The sequence below is a fragment of the Polyangium spumosum genome (assembly GCF_009649845.1).
Classification (GTDB): Bacteria; Myxococcota_A; Polyangia; order Polyangiales; family Polyangiaceae; genus Polyangium; species Polyangium spumosum.
Genome location: NZ_WJIE01000008.1, coordinates 37,440 through 54,904 on the forward strand (window position 1 = coordinate 37,440; position 17,465 = coordinate 54,904).

Sequence of the window (17,465 nt, forward strand, 5' to 3'; positions counted from 1 at the left end):
GTGGAGCGTCACCGGCGAAGGAAGTCAATCGACGCGGGATGGCTCACGCCGTCGGCGAGGTCGGCGGCGGCAAGACGGCCGTGAAATCACGGACGAACCGCACGGCATACTCCTCGACGAGCTCGCGGACGCGGGAAGGTTCGTCCGCGCGGACGATGAGCCCCGCGTGGTACGTCTTCTCCGGCGTGCGCCAGACGATCTCCGGGTCCGTGTACGCCGACATGTCCGGGTGCTCCTGCCGCGACAAGGACAGCACCAGGCCCGCGTAGTCGTGGCGCCGCGGCGGCAGCTCGTACGGGCGTTCGCCCTGCGTGATTTCGATCTTCGCCCATTCGCGCCACAGGTTGATCCCCGTCGCCGCTTCCACCACGTCCGCCGTGTGGCTCCCGCCGACACGCGCGGCCGCCTCGATGAAGTAGATCCGGCCGTCCTCGGCCGAGCGCACGTACTCGATGTGCGTCACGCCCCGCACGAGGCCCATGTGCTCGATCACCCGATCGTTCACGTCGATGAGCTCGCGCCAGAGATCACTCGACCGATCGACCGTCTGCGTCGCCGAAGGGCCGCCCTGGTTCACCACCTCGAAGAGCGAGGTCCGGTACTGGTGCGCCTCCGCGAACACGATTCGTTTCTCCGAGACGATCGAGTCCACGTGGAAGAACTGGCCGGGGATCATCCGCTCGAGCAGGTAACGGGATCGATCGTCGCCGAGCTCCTCGATCACGCGCAGGGCCTCGTCTTCGCGCTCGAGCTTCTTGATGCCGAGCGACGCCGCCTCGGAGCGGGGCTTGAGCAGCCACGGGGCCGGCACTGTGCGCAAGAAGCGGCGCACGCGCTCGTCGTTCAGCACGTGCACGAAGTCCGGCACCGGGATGCTGCGATCCTTGGCGCGTGCGCGCATCGCGAGCTTGTCGCGGAAATACCGCGCCGTCGTCTCGCCCATGCCGGGGATACGCAGGTGCTCGCGCAGGTGCGCGGCGAGCTCCACGTCGTAGTCGTCGAGCGGCGCGACGCGCTCGATCTCGCGCGTGCGGGCGAGGTAACTGACGGCGTTCACCACGGCGCGTCGATCGTTCAAGGTCGACATGCCGAAGACCTCGTCGATGACCTCGCGCGGCCAGGGCTTGTCGAGCAAGGACTCGAGGGTCAAGAGGATCACCCGGCATCCCTCGCGCCGCGCCTGCTCGAGGAAATCGTGGCCCTTGAAGTAGCTCGACACGCAGAGGATCGTGGTCGGCAACGGGGGCAGGGAGGCGGGCCTCGTCGGATCGTGGTCGGTGTTGATCACGGCGGCTCCCTTACCCCAGCCGGGCCGGGATGTCATCCGGCCCGGTGATACCGCGCCCGCCGCTTCAGCCGGCCATCTCGGCGCCGCGCATCTGGCGAATGAGGGCAATCACGAGATCGATGCCGATCTTGTTGTCGCCCCCCTCCGGGATGATCACGTCCGCCCAGCGCTTCGAGGGCTCGACGAACATGAGGTGCATCGGCCGCACGGTCTTGTAATACTGCTCCCGGATCGAATCGAAGGTCCGCCCGCGGTGCTCGATGTCGCGGCGGATGCGCCGGAACGCGCGGATGTCGGCGTCCGTGTCGACGTAGATCTTGATGTCGAGGTGCTCGCGCAGCTTCGCCTCGACGAACACGAGGATGCCCTCGACGATCACCACCGGCGTCGGCGCCACGCGGCGCGAGTCGGGCGCGCGGCGGTGCGTCTTGAAGTCGTACCGAGGGACGTCGATGGACGCCCCACGCCGGAGCGCGGCGAGGTGCTCGACCAGGAGCTCGGTCTCGAGCGACTCGGGGTGGTCGAAGTTGAGCCCGCAGCGCTCCTCGTAGGAGATGTCACTGCGATCGCGGTAATACGCGTCGTGCTCGAGGATGGTCACCCCGGCCGGAGGCAACGCCTCGGCGATCCGGCGGGCCACGGTCGTCTTGCCGGAGCCACTGCCGCCGGCAACTCCAATCATGAGCGGTCGCATCAGAGCTCGTTCGTCCCGGCGGCACCATACTTCGATTCGGCGGCCCGGTCGACTGCCGAACGACGAAGCGAAGGAGCGAGCCGCGCCACACCCGGACGGACGCCAGGGAGCTTGCCGCAGCGCGGACGGAGCCGAATGTGAGGGGGAGAAGAAGGCGCGAGTCCCGGCGTCCCGACGGCCGGGTCCGTGCCTGTGCGTCGAGGGAGGCTCCATGAAGTTACCGCTCCAGATCACGTTCCGCGACATGCCATCGTCGGAGTCCGTCGCGCGCGAGGTGCGCGAGAAGGCCGAGAAGCTGGAGGAGGTCTACGACGGGATTTTGGGGTGCCACGTGGCGATCGCGTCCCACTCCCGAAGGCACCATCAGGGCAACGTCTACCGGGTGCGCATCGACATGGCGGTACACGGCGGCGAGGTCGTGTTCGGCCGCGAGGCGTCCGAGGATCACGCGCACGAGGACGTGTACGTCGCGGTCCGCGACGCGTTCGACGGCGCGCGCCGTCTCCTCCAGGAGCACGCGGCCAAGCAGCGGGGCGACGTGAAGACACGCGTCGGGCCGCCCCATGGCCGCGTGGCGCGGATCTTCCACGAGAGCGGCTACGGGTTCCTGGAGTCCGAGGAGGGCTACGACGTCTACTTCCACAAAAACAGCGTCCTGCACAACGGCTTTGCGCGCCTCGAGGTGGGCGCGGAGGTCCGCTACGAGGAGGAGCTCGGCGAAAAAGGCCCGCAGGCGAGCACGGTCGCCATCGTCGGCAAAAATGGGCACAAGGCGGCCTAGTCCCGAGGGGGACGCCTCGCGTCCCCCTCTCGTCCGGGCAAAGCCCGTACGATTCACCCCCCGAGGCGAGCTCGCTGCGCGATCTCGCGGAGCGCCGCTCGATCGGCGCTCCCAACCACCCCCCCTTGCGGAGCCCCGGAGAAGTAGGTACGAACGCCGGCTGCGGACGCGCGGCCCGGGCAGTCGCCCGGCGCGGTGATCCTTTCGGAGGACGGCGTGGCGGACCCTTCGGGGCGCTTCCCCAGAGCTTCACACGACACGCTGACCGGCGGCTTCTCGGGCCGCCCGCGCGCGGGCTCGACCTTGCCCGGCCCCATGGCCGAGGCGCCCTTCCATACGCCGATCGGCCCCGCCCTGCGCGCCTTCGAGAAGGGCGCGCGTATCGGCAAGTTCCCGATCGTCCGCGTGATGAGCACGGGCGGCATGGGGATCATCTACGAGGCCGCGCACCCCGTGCTCGGCTCGCGCGTCGTCATCAAGACCGTGCGCCCCGAGATGGCCGGCAAGGCCGCGATGGCCGAGCGCTTCCGCAACGAGGCGCTCGCCGCGAGCCGCATCCGCGACGATCGCCTGCCGCAGATCTTCGACATCGACCGGCTCGACGACAACACGCAGTACATGGTCATGGAGTACCTCGAGGGCGAGGATCTCCAGCAGCGGCTCACCGAAGGGCCGCTGCCGCCCGCGTACGCGACGCGCGTGGTCTTCGAGGTCCTCGAGGTCCTGCACAAGGTCCACAAGCTCGGCGTCATCCACCGCGACATCACGCCGCGCAACATCTTCCTCGCCCGCAGCGAGGTGCTCGGCGAGATCCCGAAGCTGCTCGATTTCGGCGTCGCCCACTTCGTCGACGACCCCAACACGAGGCCGGGCGAGCTCGTGGGGTCGCCGTTTTACATGGCCATCGAGCAGGTCCGCGATCACGGCGCGATCGGGCCCTGGACCGACGTCTTCGCCGCGGGCGTCGTGCTCTACGAGCTCGTCGCGGGCGTGCGCCCCTGGCCAGGGACGAACCTCCTCGGTTACCTCACGGCCCTCGCCGAGCGGCAGCCGCCGCGCCCGCTCGCCGCCGCCGCGCCGAACGTCCCGCCCGGCCTGGCCGAGGCCGTGATGCGCGCGATCCGCGTCGAGCCGATCGAGCGCTTCCCCGACGCGCTCGCCTTCGCCCGCGCGCTCGAGCCCTTCGCCGCCGATCGCGCCGTGCTCTACGATCTGCGCCGCGTCGGGCAACGATCGAGCGTGCCCACGCGCCGCGCGAGCCTCGAGAACGAGGCCACGGTCGCGATGACGCGCGGCAAGACCGTGACGATCCCGCCGCCGCCGCCCGTGCCCAAGCTCGCGGGCATCCAGTCGAAGCTCGCGGGGCTCGGGCGCGTTCGCGCCGGGACCGACGTGCCGCGGCCGAGCCTGCGCAAGGGCGAGCGCAGGCACCTGACGATCGCGATGGTCGGCCTCGCGCTCGACGAGCCCCGCGAGAGCACGCTCGGCGCCGAGGAGATCGAGCAGATCGCCTCGCAGATCTCCGAGGTCGTGGGCCGCGCCTTCGAGACGGCGGGCGCGCGCCTCGACAGGCCGCCGGGCGAGTCCTTGATGGCCGTCTTCGGCTACCACGCGTCGAGCGAGGACGACGCCGAGCGCGCCGTCGCTGCCGCCTTCGCCGCGCTCGATCAGCGTCACGAGATCAACGCGACCCTCGCCGAGATCGGCTGCGCGCTCTCCATGCGGATCGGCATCCACACGGGCTTCGTCACGCGCGGCGGTGACGCCATGCTCACGGGCGAGAGCATCAACCTCGCCGAGGTCCTCCAGCGCTCGGCGCCGCTCAACGCCGTCGTGGTCAGCCGCGAGACGCTCGATCTGCTCGGCGGCAGGTTCACGGAGCGGCACTTCGGGCCGATCTCGATGAAGGGCCGCGCGCGCCCGAGCGAGGCGTACGAGATCCTCGGCCCCTCCGAGGTCGAGGGCCCGCGCAAGACGCGCGCCGGCTCCCCCGAGGAGCGCCCCTTCGTCGGCCGCGACGCCGAGCTCTCCTCGCTCGAGGGCCTCCACGCCGAGGCACGCGCGCGCGGCGGCCTGCACCTCGGGCTCGTGACGGGTGGTCCCGGCGTCGGCAAGTCGCGCCTCGTGCACGAGCTCCTGCGGCGCATCGAGGCCGACGACGCTCGTTCGACCCTCGTCGTCCGCGCGCACCCGTCCTCCGCCGCGCCGTACGGCGCCTGGGTGGCCTTCCTCCGCCGCGTCTTTTTCCCGCCCGGCGCGACCATGATCGACGCGCGGGAGACCTCGACCGAGATCGGCGCCCTCGCCGCCGCGCTCGAAGATTCTCGGCGGAGCGAGCTCATGGCCAAGGCCCCCGTCGTCGACTTCCTCCTCGGCCTCGGCGGGCACGACCTCGTCGAGCAGTACGGCCCCGACGGCTTCCAGAGCCGCGTCCAGCAGACGCTCACCCTCTTGCTCGAGGCCCTCGCGCGCCGGGCCACTTCGCTCCGGCCTGGCAGGCCCGTCGTCTGCGTCCTCGACGACATGCACCGCGCCGACGCGACGAGCCTCGAGCTGCTCGGCCGCGTCCTCGGCGGGTATCGCGCCGCGCTCCCCGTCGTTTTTCTCGTCACGAGCCGCGACGGCGAGATCGCGACGTTGCCCGAGCACGTGGCCGTCACCCGCGTCCCGCTCGTGCCCCTCACGGACGACGAGATCCGCGACATCGCTGTGCACCTCGCGGGCGAGGAGCCCTCCGCGGACGTCGTGCGCCTGCTCGTCGAGCGCGCCGCGGGCAACCCGCTCTTCGCCGAGGAGCTCTCGCTCTCCTTGCGCGAGCAGGGCATGGTCATGGCCGACGCGGCCTCCCTCCGCCGCTTCACGGTCCCGTCCTCGCTCGTGGGCATGTTGCTCGCGCGCCTCGACCGGCTCGAGCCCGAGCTCCGCACCACCCTTCAATACGCGAGCATCCTCGGCGTCGAGTTCAGCGTCGATCTCTTCGAGGCCGTGGCCTCGGCCCTCGGCGACGAGCGGACCTCGCAGCGCCACCTCCACGAGCTCGTCCGCCGTGGCGTCCTCTCGCACCGGCGCGAGCGCGGCGAGGAGACGTTCACCTTCCGCCAGGTGCTCGCGCGGGACGCCATCTACGGCACGGTGCTCATGGACAACAAACGCGTCCTGCACCACCTCGCCGCCGCGGCGATCGAGCGCCTGCACGCCGGCAAGCTCGCGCCGCACCTGCCCGCGCTCTTCCATCACTACAGCCAGACCGACGAGGTCGAGCGCATCGTGCAGTATGCGCGCCTCGCGGGTCGCCGCGCCGTCGCCCTCGGCGCGTTCGCTGATGCCGTCGAGGCCTTGATGACCGCGGAGACCTTGCGTGGTCGCCTGCGCGACGACGAGCCGCTCGCGGCGGCCCGCGCGCTCTTCGACCTCGGCATCGCCCTCTTCTGGCTCGGCCGCTTCGACGAGGCGGGCGAGCGTGTCGAGCAGAGCCTCGGCCTCCTCGCCGACGACGCCCGCGGCGAGGCGCTCACGGTGCGGGCGCGTTGCCACCTCCTCTGCGCCGAGACCGCGCACCAGCGGGCGCTCTGGCCCGAGGCGGCCCTCGAGCTCGAGCGGGCGGAGGAGCTCTTTCGCCGCGCGGGGCGGCCCTTCGACGCGGCGCAGGCGCTCTGCACGCGGGGCTTTCAGCTCCGCAGCCAGGGCAAGATCGAGGAGGGCCTCGCGCTCGCCGAGAAGGGCTGGGCGACCTTGCGGGGTTCGGACGACCTGCCGGCGGTGGTGCGCGCGGGCCACGACCTCGGGAACTTGCTGCGCGACGTGAAGCGGTACGACGCGGCGATCGAGGTCTTCGAGGCGGCGATCCGGGCCGGCGAAGAGCTCGCGCTCTCGGGGGATCCGCTCGCGGCCGTGTGGGGCCAGGTCGCGGCGCGCAGCGGGCGGGCGATGACGTTCGCGGCGATGGGCCGGCTCGACGAGGCGATCGAGGATCAGAAGGCGGTGCACGCGCTCGCGGTGCGGGAGGGCAACGTGCTCGCGCAGGCGCACTCGGGCTTTCACCTGGCGCATCACCTGCGTGAAAAAGGGGAGCTCTTCGAGGCCGAGGTGCAAGCGAACCGCGCGCTCACGCTCTGCACGGAGCTCGGCTTGTCGGGGCGCGCCGTGAAGTGTCGATTGCTGCTCGCGGATCTGTCGGAGCAGACGGAGCGCGGCGGCGAGGCGCTCTCGCACGTGGAGGAGGCCGAGCGGCTGGCGCGTCCGATGGGCGGTGACCCGTGGATCGACGTGGTGGAGCGGCTCGTTTTGCTCCTGCGGGCGCGGGGGCGTACGGATCGGATCGCGGCGCTCGCGGCCGAGGCGGAGGCGCGCCTCGGTCCGTCGGCGGATCATGCGTTGCGGCAGAGGGTGGCGGCGCTCATTCCTTGAACAGGAACGTCGCCGTCACCTGCGCGCTCACCTGGATCTCGCCTGGCTCGACGGGGAAGCCGCCCACGCTCGTCACCATATCCTCGGATATCATGGCCTGCTGCGCGTATCCGTAGCTCTGGACGGTCTCCGTCGAGATCGTCTTCAGCCCGGTCAGCGTGACGTCCGACGCGCCGGCCACCACATCGGCGTTTTGCTGCGCGTCGCGCACGGCCGCCACGAGCGCGAGCCTGTGGGCCTCCCGCGGCTCGTTCAGGAAGAACTGCACCCCGCCGACGACATTGGCGCCCGCGGCGAGCGCGGTATCGAGGATCCGCGATCCCTGGGCGCGCAGGACGTCGACCTCGACGTTGCGTAATGCGACCGAGAGCCTGCTCTCGGCCTCGTAGCCGATGATCTGCGGCGGCGTATCGTCGCCCTCTCGCTGGCGCTCGTGAATCGGGCTCACCGAGATCTCCACGGTCCGCACCTGCAATGCCTGGATGCCCAGGCCCTCCAGCGCCGTGAGCACCGCCTGCGTCTTGGTCCCGGCCTCCTCGCGCGCCTCGGCCAGCGTACGAGCGCGCGCCCGGACCGAGACGCTCGTGCGCATCGAATCGGGCGTGACCATCACCTCCCCGAGCCCCTGGACGGTGACGATCCGGGATTCGGCCTTCTCCTCCGCATGATGGGCCGCCTCGGCCTCTGCGTCCTCGACCGCGAATGCAGGCGTGGAGACGGCGGACAAGGCGCAGGTCGCGAGCAAGGCGAAGAGTTTTGTCGTTTTCGTCTTCGGCATGGGTCCCTCCCTTCTCGGGAGAATCTAAGGCGGACGGCGGGGCGGTGGGAGCCGAGGCGGGGCGGCTGCGCGACTCTCGATGGCGTGTACGGCATCCACTCGACCGATGCCATGCCGTGGAGTCCACGTGTCGCGCCGCTGCACACCCGCACACGAGTGGCCCTGCCCCTGACTGGTTCGGCGTGGCGTGACGATTGCTTGTTTCCGGGACGGAAGGAGGCATTCCCATGAAGACAATTGCGATGACTCTGATGGTGGCTGCCGCGTGCGGGGTCGCGGCGCCGGTGCACGCGCAGCCGACGGTGCGGCCTCAGGAGGCTCCTGGGCTCGGTGGAGTGACGACGTCGGTTGGAACGGCGGCCGGGAGCAGGCTGGCGTCGGACCTCCGGTCCGGGTGCAATGGTTACATCCCGGTCGAGCACGACTTCAATGTGGAGATCACCGAACGGCGGGCTTCCATGCTACTATATACCCGATCCGACAAGGATCTGGTCCTCGTCGTAAAACTACCCGACGGCTCCTACCGCTGCGACGATGACAGCGGCGGCGCCAGCCAGCCGCAAATCCAAATCACGAACCCGCCGCTCGGCACGTATCGCGTGTGGATCGGCGTGTTCAACCCCGGCGACGTCGCGGACTTCAAGTTTCACACGGCGGTCAGACCGATCCTCAGCGGCTTCACTCCCTGAGCCCCCGTAGCGCGACGACCACCGCGTGCGCATGATCCGACCCGTCTTCGCTCAAGGCGAGGATGCGGAGGACCGGCATCTCACCAGAGCCCTTTTTGCCGCAGGACCTCGCTGACGGCCTGGATCCCGGTCCGATACGCGACGAAGAAGTCGTCGGCCTCCTCGTCGGTGAAGTTCTCCCAGACCATCTCGTCGCCGTCGAGGGAGCAGCGGATGAAGCGAGACTTCACGGATTCGCGGGTCTCGAAGCCCATGTGATCGACGAGCAGGGGATTCTGGCTGGCGAAGAACTTCTGGCGGCCTTCGCACGCCTCGACGCAGGCGGAGATCCAGTCGTAATGCAGGCCGTCGACGAGCTCGTCGGCGACGACGGGGTTTGAAAGGGTGAGATAGTAGAGAAAGGAAAGCAGCCGCTTTTGCCCGAAGCTCAGGTGCTGCTCGCGGAGCTCGTCGCCATTCTTGCGGCGGAAGAGGAAGGAGGGGCGGCCGTACAAGGCATAAATGTCGTCCTCGAACGTGGTTCGCTTGAGAAGTTCGAAGTGGAGAGAAGCATTTGCGAACCCACATAGGTCGACGAACCTACGAAGGAATGGCAGGTTGGTGTGCTCGACCGAGATGCGCTCGTCAGCGCTCCAGATGGAGTCTCCGAATGCTTGTACTAACTCCGGGCTGGCGAGCGACCGACCTGTCACATCCGTGGAGAGGGTCATATTTTCATTGGGGCTGATTCGTTGGAAGTGCGTAAGAATCTCGTCGAAACGCAGCACGTCCGCTGATCTGGATGCCGCACGCGCAGCTTTTCTGAACCAATGCTCTTTAGACGAAGCATGGTAACCCAACAAGACCATCACGGCGAAAAGCGCAGAGCCGCCGGCCGGGCTTATCGCACGAGTGCCGTGGAGCCCGTCGATTCCACGATCGTCGCCAATGAACGTGCGGTTCCCCAGGTCAGGCGCAAATAGCTCCGCGTGAAAGCGACGTTTTGCCGAATGCACGATGGCCGGCAGACCTGCGACGCGCTCAGGGACGGCGCTCGGCTCCGCGTTTTTGACCGACCACTTCACATCGACAGCCCCAAATGAGAGCTCCGCCTCCAGATCGTAATCAACCCCCTCGAAGGCCTCCAGATCCCCCCGAATCGTCGCCGCGATCAACTCCAGCAGCGTCGTCTTCCCCGTCCCATTCTTTCCGAGCAGGACGTTCCACTCCTCATCGAACACGAGCTCCGTCGGACGCACGTTTCGGAACTTGTTGATCTTGAGCCGCCGGAGCCGCGGTCCGGGGATTCCGTTCCCGCCCTCGGGGGTCGAACCTGTCGTCTCCGTCGTCTCGTCGCTCATCACCGCGGAGCATCGCACATCCAGCCAGAAGGGGCCTACCTCTCACCCCCGTCCATCTCGTTCGAACTCCCCACCCCCTCCACCGAACCCCAAGTCCCAACGGTTGGGACTCGACCTTCCCTCCACCGAAGGCCAAGTCCCAACGGTTGGGACTCGACCTTCCCTCCACCGAAGGCCAAGTCCCAACGGTTGGGACTCGACCTTCCCTCCACCGAAGGCCAAGTCCCAACGGTTGGGACTCGACCTTCCCTCCACCGAACCCCAAGTCCCAACGGTTGGGACCCGGCCTTCCCTCCACCGAAGCTCCGTCCCAAACGCGAACTTTTTTGTTCAGTCCCTCACCCCCAAGTTCGAACCACGAACCTCGCCCCCCTTCTCGGTTTGTCCCGTTCAGGCTACGTTGCCCCGAGCCCATGCACGACGAAGACAAGCTCCGCGCCTTCGGACGCCTCGTGGTCAAGCTCCAGCAGCGCGAGGACCTCAGCCGCGACGAGGTCCGCGAGGCCTACCGCCAGATCTGGCGCAACGAGCAGCCCGAGCTCCACCAGGGCGCCTTCATCGCCGCCCTGCGCGCCAAGGGCGAGACCCAGGCCGAGCTCACCGGCGTCGTCGAGGCCTTTCAAGACGAGTGGCGCCTCTGGTTCCCCCACACCGTCAACTCCCCCGAACCACCGCTCAGCATCGCCGGCGTCGGCATGGACGCCCTCAAGACCATCAACGTCTCGAGCGGCGCCGCCGTCCTCGCCGCCGCCTGTGGCCTCTACGTCCACAAACCCGGCGCCCCCGCCCTCACCGGCGTCAGCGGCGCCGCCGACATGTTCGCCCACTGGGGCGTCGACCTCGACGCGCCAGGCGAAGCCCAGGTCAAGAGCACCGAGACCTGCCGCCTCGGCTTCACCTCCGTCGTCGGCCGCGCCTTCATGACCAGCGGCTTCGCCCGCGTCATCAGCCAGATCCGCATCGGAACCTCGTTCCACATCGGCGGCCCCCTCGTCCGCCACGTCGGCGAGCGCCACAAGATCGCAGGTGTCCCCGAGCCCCGCCTCGTCCGCATCGTCTGCGAAGTCATGCGCGACCTCGGCTACGAGCGCGCCCTCGTCCCCTGCGCCGCGTCCACCGCCCACCCCGGCCGCTACCTCGACGAGATCGGGAACGTCGGCCCCACCCACGTCGCCGAGCTGCTCCCCAACGGCGAGATCCGCGAGTACACGATCCGTCCCGAAGACGCCGGCCTGCACGAAGCCCCGTTCGAAGCCATCGCCTCCCGCGGCACGGCCGAAGAAAACGCCCGCGTCCTCGCCCGCGCCCTCGCCGGAAAGCTCGAAGGTCCCATCGTCGACGTGCTCCTCCTGAACGCCGCCGCGAGCCTGAAGCTGATGGGCAAGGTCGACTCGCTCACCGAAGGCGTGGCCCGAGCCCGCCGCGCCATCCAGGAAGGCCACGCGATACACCAGCTCCGCGCCCTCGTGGAGACCCAGAACCGTGAGCCCACCGCAGGCCGAGCCAAGCTCGAAAGTTTGCTCTCGGACTGAGCGTCGTCGGAAATACGTGACGAGGCCCCCCCCGGTGGGTATCCTCGGCGCATTGCGTCGTCCGCCGTGAACGGGGAAAAATTCCGATGACGAACAAGACCAGCTACACGAAACACATCGAGATGTCGGCCGACGAGATGGCCAACCTGGCCGTCTGGGATCGCGCCGTCCTCCGCGCCTGGCAGGACCCCGAGTTCCGCCAGAAGCTGATCGACGACCCGAACAAGGTCCTCGCCGACCTCGGCTTCAAGATCCCCCCCGGCGTGCGCTTCGTGGTCGCAGAAAACACCGCCGAACGCCGCCACATCGTGCTGCCCGCAGCCCCCTCCGGGGACGTGTCCGTCAAGCCGCTCGATATCTCGCCGCTGCACGACTACGACCCGGGGTTCTGAGAAGAGGGACGGGGGTTTCCACCCCCGAACCCCCGACCAGGGGTTGTCCACCCCTGGACCCGGACCAGGCACGGCCTGGACCGAAAGTGGATGAACTGCGCGATGCGCAGTTCATCCAGCAGGGTGACGTCAGGGTCGCTTGTCTCGCCGGGTGACGAGCTCGATGAGGCGCGTGACGTCAGGGACGCCGAGCCCCGTCGCAGGGTCCCAGCCAGGGGCCGCCGAGTAACCAGACAGTCTGTGGATCACCGCCTTGCCGTGCGCGTTGAGCACGTTCATGGCGACGTCCGTGCTGCCCTCGGAGATCTCGCGGAACGGGGAGGCTTTCTCCTTGCGCAACGCGTAGAGGAGCGGATTGACGAACCCCACGCGCCCAAGCCCAGCCGCCCGGCGCGCCTGGTTCATGAGCGCCACGATCGCCGCCCAGATCGGCGCAGCCACGCTCGTGCCACCCGCATAGTCGACCCACTGCCCACACGCGACAGCCTGGTACCCCTGCATCGTGAGCGGCTGGCCCGGCGCACGTTGCACGGCGGAGCCAGAGGCCATGAGCGAGACGTCAGGGAAGCCGCGACCGTAAGGCACGACGGCAGGTTCTCCCTCGCCACGCGCGTACCAGCCCTTCATCGCGTCGGTTTGCCATTTCGGGACGGGCACCTCGCGCGAGAAGCCGCCGCTCGAAGCGAGCCGAACGAAATGAAGGACCCGGCCGAGACCAGGCGGAGGCGGCCCGCTCCAAGCGATCTCCGTGAGCGGCGCGCGACCGGTGATCATCGTGCCGCCGACCGAGAGCACGCGCTCCTCGACCGCAGGAAAGACCCCGTGGGGCCAGGGCGCGTCACCGACGTACCTGCCGTCCTTGATCGTGCGCGGCACGCCGTCGAACGCGCCCCAGTCGCCCGCCGCGCTGATCACCGTCACGCCGATCGCCGCGGCCTGATCGAGCAGGCCGCTCACGACCCTGCGCCCGTGGACGCGGTAGTAGCTGCGCTCGGGCGTGATCCAGCTCGTCGACACGATCGTCGGCGCGTTCTCGCGATCGCCGATCACCTTGAGCAGGAACGTCGCCCAGGGGTCGGCGATCACCATCGGGTCGACGAAGTACACGAGGATCCGCGCGCCCGGCGCCATCGCGGACGCCCACTGGACCGTCATCGCAGCCTCGAGCGTGTAGAGCTTGTTCGCGCTCGTCACCTTCGAGGGGCGTGATCCCACGTGGTACGTCTTGATCTCGGGCGGACGCGGGATCCCATGCGCGTCCCAGAACGTGAAGAGGTCACTCTCCTCGAGCGCGCCGCCGAGCATGAGCAGCGCGATCGTCTCGCCCGAGCCGTCGAGCTCCGTCATCGAGGGGAAGCGGTAGATCTCGCGCACGTCCGCGGGCGTGAGGCCAAAGCCGGGCTCGGGCAGGGTCTCGCGCGCGCCCTCGAGCGTGGGGAACTGCATCGGGTGCTCGGCGCCCGCGTCCGCGACCATCGTGCTGCGCGCGCGGTTGCCGCTCTGCCGGACCTTCACGGACTGCACGTACTGCGAGAGCTGCCGCGGGATCGGCCACTCGACGGGCGTGTGCGTGCGCTCGTCCTTCTCGCTCTCGTCGAGCCAGCGCCGGCACTCGGCGCCGAACGTGCGCCCCACGGCCTCCTTCGTGGTCTTCACGAAGATCGTCTGTCCCGACACGCTACGCACGTCCATGTGCGGCATGCCGTGCTCCTCCAGCCACGAGAGCACGGCGCGGCGCTCGTCCGAGGGGAGCACGACGAACTTGCGCAGCTCCTCGCGCTCGAGGTGCGGCGCGCGCTTGTGCTCGTCCGGGTGGCTCGCCGCCTCCGCCACGCGGCGGATCGACTCGCGATCGTGCTCGTGCAGGACGAAGACGAGCGTGAGCTCTTCCTGTTGCGCGTGGGCGCTCAAGCGGAGGCTCCCGGCGCGAGCTTGACGAAACCCTTCTTCGCGGCGGCGCGCACGACGTGCAGCGTGGCGGCGCGGATCGCCTCGGGGGAGGCGTAGCCGTCGGGCAGGAGCCGCGGCGCCTCGTCGAGCAGGGAGGAGACGTCCCGGTGGCGCCCCATCGCTTCGACGACGGGCCCGAGCGCGGGCGCGATCTTGCTCGGCGCGGCGTGCGTGCGGTGCGTGAAGTCGTCGTCGTCGCTGACGAGATCGTAGAAGACGTCGAGCTCTCCCGTCGGCTTGCCCTCGCTCGCCATCGGCTCGGTGCGGAGCGCGAGGCGGAAGCGCGCGAGGTGCTCGATCACGTGCTTCGGCAGCGCCTCGGGCGGGGGCAAACCGTCGTCGTAGAAGACGTTGTACACGTCGCCCTCTAGGCCCGCGATGCCCGCGACGAGCGGGATCACCGTGTCGTCCGTGACGGCGCGTAGCGTCGGGAAGAAGCCCGCGCTCGCCATGGTGAAGGCCTGGCGATCGTCGACGGCGAGCGCGCCCGAGGCGTTGACGAGCCGCTGCGCCTCCCACCACCACGAGGGCGCCGCCTTGTTGTTGCCGTAGAAGTACCGCGCGAGCCGCAAGAACGAGCCCGCCTCGCCGCGGATGTAGTCGGCATACGCGCGCCAGAGCGCGTCCTCGGGCAGGTCCTCGCGCGCCCGCGCCGTGCGGAGCGTGTACGCCGCGCGATGGCCGCTCTGCATGGCGAGCGTGACGCCGGACGAGAGGATCGGATCGACGAAGATGGCCGCGTCTCCCGCCGTGGCCCAGCCCGGGCCGATGGGGCTCTTCGCCCACGACGACCAGTCACGCGTCACCGAGATCCGCTTGCCTCCGCCGATGAAGTCGTCGCGCAGCGTCGCCCGCGAGAGGAGCCCCCGCACCTCGTCGCAGCCCTGGATCGTCTCGTGGTAAAACGCCTCGGGATCCTGGCTCTGGAGCGCGTCCTTGAAGTGCGTCGTGTTCGTCACGACGCCGACGCTGATGCGATCCTGCGCGACGGGGATGTACCAGATCCAGCCCTTGTCGACCGAGCAGATGAACACGTTCGTCCGGTCGCGCGTGCCCCGGTAGAGCACCTTCCACTCGGCGCCGGACCAGTAGCCGTAGACCGCGTAGTTGTTCATGTTCGGATCGAAGACACGCCCGCCGGGCGTGAAGCGCGTGCCTTGCCCGCTCGCGTCGAGCACGAACGAGGTCTCGATCGTGCCCCCGCGGCCCGCGTCGTCCTCCCAGTCGACGCCCGTGACGCGGCCACGTTCGTCCTTGTGGATGGCCTTGCCGCGTGTCCCTTCGCGCACGTCGGCGCCGAAGTCGCGCGCGCGGTTCATGATCATCTGGTCGAACTCGGCGCGCCGGACGTTGAAGGCGTTGAAGGTCTCGTCGCGCTCCTCGGGGCGGCGCAAGAGCTTCGAGAAGTCCTGGCCGAGCACGTTCAGCACCTCGGCGCCGTCGTGGATCCGCACGTCGCCGAGCTTGAGGTAGTCGGCGTCCCAGGGCGCGCGATCGCGGCCCCAGACGAAGGTGATGCCCATCTTGCGGATGAAGCCCGCGCGAGGGAGATCGTCGTAGATGCCGAGATCCCGCAGCACGGGGTTCACGGCGGGGATGAGGGACTCGCCGATGTGGTAACGCGGGAAGCGCGCCTTCTCGAGGACCGTGACCGAGAGGCCCGGCTCGTACTTCTTCAGGATGGCGGCGAAGGTGCTGCCTGCAGGACCTCCGCCGAGGACGACGACGTCGCGACGCTCGATGCCCATGGTCGACGTCGATTACCACGAGAGCGCGCGCGCCTGGAAGCCACGCGCCCGATGGGTTATTCGTGCTGTGAGCCGTGCAGGATTCCGACATCACGTGGGCGCGTATCGCGCCAGGCAAGGTCGTGGTCGCGACGGGCGCGCGCGCGTTCCTCCACGAGGACACGTCGGCGTTCGGAGGCCCGTTCACCATCCCACCCGAGGGCCCCGTGAGCCTCGCGGCCACGCGGCACTTGCTCGAAGGCGCGGTGGGCGTCGCGCAACGCGAGGGCCCCGCGCCGCCGCGCCGAGCGCTCACGCTGCCCGGATGGATCCACCGCCTCGCCGGGTATTTCCACACGACGCACGCGACGCCTCCGCTGATGATCGAGGCGCGCGCGCGCTTCGAAGCGGAGGGGCGCGCGGCGCTCGCGGCGTGGGCGGACGAGAAGTCACGCGACGAGCGAGGGCACGACGAGCTCGCGCTGCGGGATCTCGTGTCGCTCGGGTACGACGGCCGCGCGCTCGTCGCCGCGCACGTGCCAGAGACCGCGAGGGCGCTCGTGGATTTCTTCACGTCGCTCGTGCGCGGCCCGGGAGATCCCGCGCGGTGCGTGGGTTACGCGTTCGCGCTCGAGCGCCTCGCCGCGACGCGTAGCGCGGCCGAGGTGCGCGCCGTCGCGGCCGTGATCCCGGACGGGATCGACGCCACGCGATGCCTGCGCGTGCACAGCGCCGCCGGCACCGACGCGGATCACGTCGACGACATCGTCACGCTCGTCGCCGGCCTCTCGCACGACGAGCGCGAGGCGATCACGCGGGCCGCTCACGAGACCACCCGGATCGGTAGATCCACGCGGGGCGAGATCGCTCGCAGCGACGACGAGCTCTCCGCCGTGTTCGAGCCGTTTCGCGTCGCGCGCAAATCTTGACAGGATCACGCGCGTCGGCTTTCGATGCTCGCCCTCCACAGCGGGAGAGCGGATGTACCAGAGGCGTCACGTGCCGAGCCCACGCGCGCTCGCGAAGTCCTATCGTTTCCTGCGGCTGCCGCTCACGCTCGACGTCGGGCCGATCGTCGCCGAGATCGAGGCGGCGAACATCGACTGGCTGCCGAGCCAGTGGAAGTGGCACCTCGGCACCTCGTTCTGCATCCTGCGCGGCGGGCAGGAGCGCGGATGGCCGGGCAGTCGGCTCACGAGCGGCGGCGGCATCGACGCGCCGGCGCTCGCGCCCCTGCCGCGGCTGCGCGAGCTGCTCGACACGGCGTTCCCCGCGCGCCCCGTCTCGGCCTGGCTCGGCCTGAGCCCGCCGGACTCGCGCATCCATCTGCACGTCGACAACACGCCGCACTGGGACGAGCACCACCGCTTCCACGTCCCGCTGATCACGACGCCCGCCGCGCGCCTTTGCGTCGCGGGCCGCTTCCTGCATCTGCCCGCGGGCACCGCGTGGGCCTTCAACAACAGCGTGCCGCACGGCGCGGAGAACCTGGGTCCGCCGCGGATCCACCTGATGGTCGATCTGCCGCCGACGCCCGAGGTCGAGGCCCTCGTCGCCGCCGGGACCGCGGAGGACGGCGCAAAAGATCCCGAGGCGATGGCGCGTTTGTCGCGGGATCCGATGGAGTCGATCCCCGAGGGGATGAAGTCGGACGCGTACCTGCTCTGGCGCCTCGCCCAGCAGTAGCGGGGCAGGGGAGGGAGGGCGTTTTTCTCGCTCGACCCCGAAGCCACGCAGGACCCGGCGAACCTCGAACGTCCCCCTACGGAACGTTCTTCTCCCATCAAATCCCCGTCAACCTGTGGCCTGACCAACCGTTCGTCGGACCGTAAGGGAGGGGGTGCGGCAGGTTGCCGCAGCCGTGCGGCGCTTTGCCATCTTGCCCTC

The 17,465-nt window shown here is 69.4% G+C and carries 13 protein-coding genes; 7 read left to right on the forward strand and 6 right to left on the reverse strand.

From position 1 onward, the window contains the following. Window positions 1-43: 43 nt before the first annotated feature. Both GF068_RS26750 and udk read right to left on the reverse strand, forming a co-directional pair. Window positions 44-1,288: an ATP-grasp domain-containing protein gene (locus GF068_RS26750; RefSeq protein ID WP_206079563.1), complete on the reverse strand. Its 1,245-nt coding sequence runs from the start codon at window positions 1,286-1,288 to the stop codon at window positions 44-46. Between the two features lie 64 nt (window positions 1,289-1,352). Next, window positions 1,353-1,970, reverse strand: a complete 618-nt coding sequence (gene udk, locus GF068_RS26755; protein WP_240807464.1) for a uridine kinase — start codon at window positions 1,968-1,970, stop codon at window positions 1,353-1,355. A gap of 223 nt (window positions 1,971-2,193) precedes the next feature. Here udk and GF068_RS26760 point away from each other — a divergent pair, with 223 nt between their 5' ends. Both GF068_RS26760 and GF068_RS26765 read left to right on the forward strand, forming a co-directional pair. After that, window positions 2,194-2,763: an HPF/RaiA family ribosome-associated protein gene (locus GF068_RS26760; RefSeq protein ID WP_153822312.1), complete on the forward strand. Its 570-nt coding sequence runs from the start codon at window positions 2,194-2,196 to the stop codon at window positions 2,761-2,763. 216 nt (window positions 2,764-2,979) lie between these two features. Next, entirely contained in the window at window positions 2,980-7,170 is a 4,191-nt protein-coding gene (locus GF068_RS26765) for a protein kinase domain-containing protein (RefSeq protein WP_153822313.1), read from the forward strand. On the opposite strand, the gene GF068_RS26770 is transcribed toward GF068_RS26765, so the two are convergent. Continuing rightward, the gene (locus GF068_RS26770) at window positions 7,160-7,948 is read right to left on the reverse strand and encodes an SIMPL domain-containing protein (protein WP_153822314.1); all 789 of its coding nucleotides are present in this window, start codon (window positions 7,946-7,948) and stop codon (window positions 7,160-7,162) included. The genes GF068_RS26765 and GF068_RS26770 overlap by 11 nt on opposite strands. A gap of 227 nt (window positions 7,949-8,175) precedes the next feature. Here GF068_RS26770 and GF068_RS26775 point away from each other — a divergent pair, with 227 nt between their 5' ends. Next, window positions 8,176-8,637 carry a hypothetical protein gene (locus GF068_RS26775; RefSeq protein ID WP_153822315.1) on the forward strand — a complete coding sequence of 154 codons (462 nt, stop codon included), beginning with the start codon at window positions 8,176-8,178 and terminating at the stop codon, window positions 8,635-8,637. Window positions 8,638-8,717: 80 nt separating this feature from the next. Here GF068_RS26775 and GF068_RS26780 read toward each other — a convergent pair whose 3' ends face one another. After that, the gene (locus tag GF068_RS26780; RefSeq protein WP_153822316.1) at window positions 8,718-9,977 is read right to left on the reverse strand and encodes an AAA family ATPase; all 1,260 of its coding nucleotides are present in this window, start codon (window positions 9,975-9,977) and stop codon (window positions 8,718-8,720) included. A gap of 413 nt (window positions 9,978-10,390) precedes the next feature. Between GF068_RS26780 and trpD the strand changes: the two genes are divergently transcribed. Together trpD and GF068_RS26790 are read left to right on the forward strand one after the other, a co-directional pair. After that, window positions 10,391-11,509: an anthranilate phosphoribosyltransferase gene (gene trpD / locus GF068_RS26785; protein ID WP_153822317.1), complete on the forward strand. Its 1,119-nt coding sequence runs from the start codon at window positions 10,391-10,393 to the stop codon at window positions 11,507-11,509. Between the two features lie 86 nt (window positions 11,510-11,595). Further along, window positions 11,596-11,901 carry a nitrile hydratase subunit alpha gene (locus GF068_RS26790; protein ID WP_153822318.1) on the forward strand — a complete coding sequence of 102 codons (306 nt, stop codon included), beginning with the start codon at window positions 11,596-11,598 and terminating at the stop codon, window positions 11,899-11,901. A 129-nt stretch (window positions 11,902-12,030) separates the two neighbouring features. Here GF068_RS26790 and GF068_RS26795 read toward each other — a convergent pair whose 3' ends face one another. Together GF068_RS26795 and GF068_RS26800 are read right to left on the reverse strand one after the other, a co-directional pair. Beyond that, window positions 12,031-13,812, reverse strand: a complete 1,782-nt coding sequence (locus GF068_RS26795; RefSeq protein WP_153822319.1) for a S53 family peptidase — start codon at window positions 13,810-13,812, stop codon at window positions 12,031-12,033. Continuing rightward, entirely contained in the window at window positions 13,809-15,599 is a 1,791-nt protein-coding gene (locus tag GF068_RS26800) for an NAD(P)/FAD-dependent oxidoreductase (protein WP_153822320.1), read from the reverse strand. Before GF068_RS26800 ends, GF068_RS26795 begins: the two co-directional genes overlap by 4 nt. Before the next feature lie 74 nt (window positions 15,600-15,673). Between GF068_RS26800 and GF068_RS26805 the strand changes: the two genes are divergently transcribed. Beyond that, window positions 15,674-16,507 carry a hypothetical protein gene (locus GF068_RS26805; protein ID WP_153822321.1) on the forward strand — a complete coding sequence of 278 codons (834 nt, stop codon included), beginning with the start codon at window positions 15,674-15,676 and terminating at the stop codon, window positions 16,505-16,507. A 52-nt stretch (window positions 16,508-16,559) separates the two neighbouring features. Next, window positions 16,560-17,264: an aspartyl/asparaginyl beta-hydroxylase domain-containing protein gene (locus tag GF068_RS26810; RefSeq protein ID WP_153822322.1), complete on the forward strand. Its 705-nt coding sequence runs from the start codon at window positions 16,560-16,562 to the stop codon at window positions 17,262-17,264. Window positions 17,265-17,465: the final 201 nt, after the last annotated feature.